The organism is Streptomyces sp. NPDC002787 (genome assembly GCF_053592095.1).
Genome location: NZ_JBSFVC010000062.1, coordinates 22230 through 28704 on the forward strand (window position 1 = coordinate 22230; position 6475 = coordinate 28704).

A 6475-nucleotide genomic window follows, 5' to 3' on the forward strand; every position below is an offset into this window, starting at 1 on the left:
GAGTACCTGTCCGCCGGCCTATCCGAACAGCTTCTTCAGCTCTTTGTTGACCTTCGCGTCGGCCTTGGTGAGCTCCTTGTCCGGGTCGCCGCCCTTGCGCACGGAGTTGGCGAGGACGTCCTCCAGGGCCGTGATGCTCGCCTGGGTCCAGCCGATGTTGTCGAAGTGGCCGAACTCGTTGAAGAGCTTCACGCCCTCGGCCGGCAGACCCGACTTCAGCTTTTCGGCGGACTCCGCGATCGAGGTGCGCGGCGGGATGTGGAAGCCGTAGGAGAGCGCCCAGTCCTCCTGGTACTCCTTCTGGTCGATCCACAGCCACTTCACGTATTCCTTGGTGGCGTCGACGTTCTTGCCCTTGGCGTTGACGAACATCGACCAACCGCCGTTGTAGACGGACTGCTTGCCCGCGTCGCCGACCTTCGGGAACGGGAAGATGCCGAGGTCGTCGCCGAGAGCCTCCTGCATCTGCGGCATCGCCCACATGCCGCACCACTGCATCGCGGTCAGGCCCTGGTTGAGCGCGGACGGGTCCCAGAAGTCGGTCGGGGCGTCGAGCAGCAGGTCACCGCTGGTGAACAGCTTGCGCAGCTGCTTGAGGCCGTCGACGACCGCGTCCGTGTGGTACGCGATCTGGTTCTTGTCGTCGAGGTGCTGCGCACCGGCCGACCAGATCAGCGGGTTGACCATCGAGTGCAGGGTGTTGCCGAGGTAGGCGCCCTTGACCTTGTCGGTGGTCAGCTTGGCGGCGGCCTCGACCAGCTCCTCCAGCGTCTGCGGAACCTCGACACCGGCCTTCTCGAACAGCGACGGCCGGTAGAAGAAGAACTGCGGGTCGTCGATCATCCGGATGCCGTAGATCTTGCCGTCGACCGTGTGCGACTGGATGTCGGCCTGGTTGAAGTCGTCCTTGACCGGGTCTATCAGGTCGGTCAGGTCCGCGACCTGGCCGCTCTCGATCATCTGCAGCTGCGGGTGGAACTCGAAGCAGTCGGGGGCCTTGTCCGTGAGCAGCGAGGCGAACAGCTTGCTCTCGAAGTTGGAGCCGGTGATCCACTGCGTGGTCACCTTGGTCTCCTTGTAGGCGGCCGCGTACTTCTTGATGGCCTGCTCGGTGCCGGCCTCGCCGTACGCGTGGAAGTACTGCGTGAGGCCGGGGCCTCCGCCGCTGCTTCTGCCGGTGTTGCTGCCGCACGCGGCCAGTCCGCCGGCGGCGGCCAGACCCAGCGCGGCCCGCAGGGCGGTGCGGCGGTCGAAGTTCCTGTTGCTCAATGCCGACATGCTGACGTCCTTGTCTCGAGTACGGCTGCGGCTCTGTGCCAGTTGGCTCGGCGGCTCAGTGCCAGTTGGCTCAAAGGGGCTTGCGGTGCGGGACGTTAACCTTCGGCTAAGGCTTCGGCAAGGGGTTGGACGAAGTCTGTTCGAAGCGTTGTATCGGTTCGGTGTTCCGAACGTCCGTGTGCGGCGCGGGGTCGGGCGGGGAAGGTGAGGGCCGCCGGGTCAGGGTCCGGCGGCCCTCGGCTCATGGGTGTTGAGGCAGCCGTTCGCGCTCTTCGGGGCGCCCCCGGTGTCGTACGACGGGCTTGCTCCGCGCCGGGGCGGCGCGTTTGCCCGGCTTCTGCCCGACCGACTGCAGCGCCCCTTCGAGCGCGAACGTCGCCGCGCCCAGGCAGGCCGGGTCGGTGGGGATCAGGGAGAGGACGATCTCGGTGGCGGCCATCGGACGCGGCAGCGCGTGCCGGGCGACGGCCTCGCGCACCTCCGCGACCAGCGGTTCCCCGAGGGCGGCGGCGACCCAGCTGCTGAGCACGACCACCTCCGGATTGAACAGATTGACCAGGTCGGCGATGCCGGCGCCGAGATAGCGCGCGGTGTCCCGCACCACCTTGACCGCCACCGGGTCCTGCCGGGCCACCCCCTGGGCGAGCGCGGCGATGGTGGCCGTCTGGTCCTCGGGGTGCAGCAGGGTGCTGCGCGGGCTCAGCTCCCGGAGGTTCAGCATGATCCCGGGGGCGCCCACATACGTCTCCACGCAGCCGTGGTTGCCGCAGTGGCACAGCCGCCCGTCCAGCACGATCGTGGTGTGGCCCCACTCCCCGGCGCTGTTGCTCACCCCCCGGTGCAGCCCGCCGCCCAGAACGAGCCCGGCGCCCACGCCGGTCCCGAGGTTGACGATCACGGCGTCCCCGCGCCCGCGCGCGGCCCCGAACCACAGCTCGGCCACCGCGACCGCCCGCAGCGGGTTGTCCAGGTACAGCGGATACGCGATGTGCTCGGTCAACAGGTCGAGCAGCGGCACGTCGTGCCAGTCCCAGTTGGGCGCGTACTCCGAGATGCCCGTCGCGCGGTCCACCTGCCCCGGCACGCTCACCCCGACGCCGAGCACCCGGGCGCCCTCGATCCCGGCCTGCGCCACCACCGACCCGACGGCGGCGGCGACATGGCCGACCATCTGCTCGGGCAGGCTCTCGCCGGCGCGGACATCCTCCTCCGCCCGGGCCAGGACATTCAGCGCGAGGTCGAACAGCTCGACATGGACGTACGTCTCCGCGATGTCGACGCCGATCAACGCGCCCCCCGACGCGTTGACGGCCACCAGGCCACGGGGGCGGCCCCCCGCCGAGTCCTCGAACCCGACCTCGGTGATCATGCGGAGGTCGAGCAGCTCACCGACGAGCGTGGCGACGGTGGCCAGGCTGAGCCCGGTGGCCGCCGCCAGCTCCTGCCGGGAAGTGGGAGACTTTGCGATGATCTGGCGCAGCACCTCGTAGCGGTTCGCGGTGCGGATGTCGCGTGAGGTGCGCTTCACCGACGACATGATCCCCTCGATCCCTCCAGGCCATGACGAGGCCTGCTGCCCCGGCGCGGCGCCCAGGCTATGGGGCGGAGATGCTTTCTACAAGGGGTTAGGAAAGGGGGTTTACGAAGTCTCCCACCGATCCGCGCACCGATGGCCGGGCACCGACCGTACGGCGAGTCCCCAGGTGGGCGCCGGGCGAGCCGGCCCGCCTCACGCGTCGAGAACATCCCGTACGAAGGTGTTGCGGAACTTGCCCGCCGGGTCCAGGCCTTCGGCCAGCGCCCGGAAATCACCCAGCCGGGGGTACAGCGCCCGGAGTTCCGCCGCCGGAACCGTGAACACCTTGCCCCAGTGCGGCCGTGCGTCCAGCGGCGCGAGGACCTCCTCCACCCGCCGCACCACCGGCAGCACGGGCCCCGCGTCCGCGATCCACGTGAAGTGCAGCGCGACCGTGTCCCGCCCGTGGGCGGGACCGATCCACTGCTCGTCGGCGGCCATCGTACGGACCTCGCAGACCTGCAGCACCGGCGCGACGACATGCCGGATCCCGTCGAGCGCGTGCAGTGCCTCCACCGCGAACGAGCGCGGCAGCAGATACTCCGACTGCAGCTCGTCCCCGCTGCTCGGCGTGAACTCGGCCCGGAAGTGCGGCAACCGCTCGTGCCACGGACCGGGCACCCCGAACTGCTCGGTGCAGTTCACCGCCGGCATCCCCGGCACGGGGTGCATCGCCTCGGCCGCGGGCGCGGCCCACGGGAAGTCCTGGCGCGGCCGGTCCGTGCGCCGCTTGACCCAGACCTGGTCGAAGCCGGAGTGCCGCCAGCCGGTGAAGAGGCTCACGCTGTACGCCGACGCCGCTATGGCGGCGAAGTCCAGCCCGACGAGGGGGAGTCGACCGAACACCTCTTGGCTCACCTCGAAGGCCGGCTCCAGGTCGAGGGTGAGCGCCGTGACCACTCCGAGGGCGCCGAGCGAGGTGACCGCCCCACCGAAGCGGTCGTCGCCGCGCGCGAGCGTCAGCGTCGTACCGTCCGCCGTCACCAGCTCGACCTCGCGCACGGCCGCCGCGAGCGGACCGTTCCCGTCGCCCGACCCATGGGTGCCGGTGGCGACCGAGCCCGCCACGGAGATGTGCGGGAGGGAGGCCATGTTGTGCAGGGCGAGACCATGGGCGTGCACCGCGCGGGCCAGCTCCGCGTACCGGACACCGCCACCGACCCGTACCGTACGGGCCGCCGTGTCCACGTCGATCGCCGGCGGCAGCCCGGTCAGGGAGAGGAGAACGCCCTCGGGGCCGGGCTCCGCGATCTCGTTGAACGAGTGTCCGCTGCCCAGCACCCGCACCCTCTCGCCGCCCGCGACCAGGTCCCGCAGCGCGTCGACGGAGTGCGGCCGGTGCAGCTCCTTGGCGGTGTAGATGATGTTCCGGGCCCAGTTGGTCAGGGGCTGGATGGTCATACCTGGGGTCCTCCGCGGGTCGTGAGCCATGGCTGTCGAGGGCCATCCTCTCCGAACGGTGTTTGATTCATTGACCCCCTCGTCGGCGCCTGCCTACCGTAGAGAACGCTTGCTGCCGCATGTTCTCCCCCGTCGGAAGGTCCTTCCTTGCCCGAGCGTCCCCGCGCTATGTTCGCCATGACGGCCGAGAACGTTCCGCAGGTCTTCCCGCCGGATGTACTGTCCCGCCTGCGCGAGGCCGTGGAGATCGATCCCAGTCTGATCGCCGAGGACTTCACCGACCCCCGGGTCCGGAAGGCGCTGTCGGACGTCGACATACTGGTCACCGGCTGGGGCTGCCCCCGCATCGACGAGGCGGTCCTCGACGCGGCGCCCAAGCTGCGGGCGGTGCTGCACTCGGCGGGCTCGGTGAAGGGGTTCGTCACCCCGGCCGTCTGGGAACGCGGGATCGCGGTCTCCACGGCGGCCGCCGCCAACGCCCTGCCCGTCGCCGAGTACACGCTCGCCATGATCCTGCTCGCCGGCAAGGACATCCTCGGCAGCCGCGACCGCCTCCGCACCGAACGCGTCTCGCGGGGCTGGGGGTTCGTCCCCGGCATCGGCAACCACGGCCGCCGCGTCGGCGTCATCGGCGCCTCCCGCATCGGCCGCCGCGTCATCGAACTCCTGCGCCCCTTCGACCTGCGGGTGAGCCTCACCGACCCCTACGTCAACGAGGCCGGAGCCGCCGCCCTCGGCGTACCCCTGCTGCCGCTCGACGACCTGCTGCGCACCTCGGACATCGTCACCGTCCACGCCCCGGACACCCCCGAGACCCACCGGCTGATCGACCGCCGCGCCCTCGCCCTCATGCCCGACGGGGCCGTCCTCATCAACACCGCGCGCGGCGCCCTCGTCGACCACGACGCCCTCATCGACGAACTGCGCGCCGGGCGCCTCTCCGCGATCCTCGACGTCACCGACCCCGAACCACTGCCCGCCGACTCCCCGCTCCTCGACCTCCAGAACGCCTTCGTCACCCCACACCTGGCCGGCTCCCAGGGCAACGAGGTCGCCCGCCTCGGCCTGGCGGTCACGGAGGAGGCCGAACGGCTCGCCACCGGGGAGGAGTTGGCGCACGCGCTGGACCGGGGGGTGCTGGAGCGCACGGCGTGACGGGCGACTGACGGCGTGCGAGGACACACCGCTGGCTCTGTCAGCTTCCCGTTCAAGGTCCCGGAGTCGTCTAGGGGCGGATCAAGCGACGGGACAAGTCATGAAGCGTGGGAGGTGACGATCGGGCAGGGTGGACGGATGCCTGAGTCGCCCATGCCCGGAGGTTTCGTCAATGCGGTCATGCGTGTCGGGGACACGGTGCGCCGTCCAGCCTCGGCTCGCACGAAGTTCGTGGCTGATCTGCTGAGGTTGCTTGAAGCCAGTGGCTGGAGTGGTGCTCCGCGGTATCTGGGTGTGGACGACGAGGGCCGTGAAGTCCTCAGCTACCTCGACGGCCATGTGGCATGGGAGCGGCGACAACCTGCTGCTGTGTCATCGGACGAGAGTCTGGTGACGGTCGCCCGGCTCGTGCGTGAGTTCCACGACCTGACGGCCGGCACCCCGCTGGCCGGAGACCAGGAGGTCGTGTGCCACAACGACCTGTCGCCCAAGAACACCGTCTATCAGTTGTGCGGTGGCGAGCTTCGGCCGGCGGCATTCATCGACTGGGACCTTGCCGCGCCGGGCGCGCGCATCCACGACATCGCTCATGTCTGCTGGCAGTACCTCGATCTGGGTTCTTCGATCACCGACGTCGAGGAGGTGGCCCGGCGCATGAGGCTGATCGTCGACGGCTACGAGTTGTCCGACCGGCAACGTCTCGTGTCCACGATCCTGTGGTGGCAGGACCGGTGCCGGCGGGGCATCGAGACCCAGGCCGATGCGGGTGACGTCGCCATGGCCCGCCTCCGTGACGCAGGGGCCGTGAGGCAGGTTCAGACGGCCTACCAGTGGGTTTCCGATCACCGGGCTGCGTTGGAACGCTCAGTGAGGTGAGCGCGTGGGCAACGGCCGCAGTCGGTTCACGGATTGCTGGAACGGATCACCGCGCGCCGTGCGGAACTGGACGAACGGACTGTTCGCGTGCGACTTCAGCCTGATCTTGCGAGGAACCCCAGGGCTTCAGCCCTGGGAGGAATCGCATCCTCGTGTTCGCGGCGCGGAGCGCCGCGGTATCACTCGTGT

Annotated in this window: 5 protein-coding genes; 2 read left to right on the forward strand and 3 right to left on the reverse strand. The window is 69.8% G+C overall.

All coding sequences use genetic code 11. The features are described 5' to 3' along the window. Window positions 1-18: 18 nt before the first annotated feature. The 3 genes from ACWD26_RS42665 to ACWD26_RS42675 all read right to left on the reverse strand — a co-directional run bounded on the left by ACWD26_RS42665 (window position 19) and on the right by ACWD26_RS42675 (window position 4255). Window positions 19-1278 carry an ABC transporter substrate-binding protein gene (locus ACWD26_RS42665; RefSeq protein WP_451278934.1) on the reverse strand — a complete coding sequence of 420 codons (1260 nt, stop codon included), beginning with the start codon at window positions 1276-1278 and terminating at the stop codon, window positions 19-21. A gap of 241 nt (window positions 1279-1519) precedes the next feature. After that, window positions 1520-2815, reverse strand: coding sequence for an ROK family transcriptional regulator (locus ACWD26_RS42670; RefSeq protein ID WP_451278936.1), 1296 nt, complete (start codon window positions 2813-2815; stop codon window positions 1520-1522). Window positions 2816-3007: 192 nt separating this feature from the next. Continuing rightward, window positions 3008-4255: an FAD-binding protein gene (locus tag ACWD26_RS42675; RefSeq protein ID WP_451278938.1), complete on the reverse strand. Its 1248-nt coding sequence runs from the start codon at window positions 4253-4255 to the stop codon at window positions 3008-3010. 147 nt (window positions 4256-4402) lie between these two features. On the opposite strand from ACWD26_RS42675, the gene ACWD26_RS42680 reads away from it, so the two are divergent. Continuing rightward, window positions 4403-5410: a hydroxyacid dehydrogenase gene (locus ACWD26_RS42680; RefSeq protein ID WP_451278940.1), complete on the forward strand. Its 1008-nt coding sequence runs from the start codon at window positions 4403-4405 to the stop codon at window positions 5408-5410. A gap of 114 nt (window positions 5411-5524) precedes the next feature. Beyond that, complete coding sequence (locus ACWD26_RS42685) at window positions 5525-6286, forward strand: phosphotransferase (RefSeq protein WP_451278942.1); 762 nt, start codon at window positions 5525-5527, stop codon at window positions 6284-6286. Window positions 6287-6475 lie beyond the last annotated feature (189 nt).

Excerpts from the sequence above, each read along its gene's own strand:
- ACWD26_RS42665 (WP_451278934.1), bottom strand. The coding sequence starts at position 1,278 with ATGTCGGCATTGAGCAACAGGAACTTCGACCGCCGCACCGCCCTGCGG.
- ACWD26_RS42670 (WP_451278936.1), bottom strand. The coding sequence starts at position 2,815 with ATGTCGTCGGTGAAGCGCACCTCACGCGACATCCGCACCGCGAACCGC.
- ACWD26_RS42675 (WP_451278938.1), bottom strand. The coding sequence starts at position 4,255 with ATGACCATCCAGCCCCTGACCAACTGGGCCCGGAACATCATCTACACC.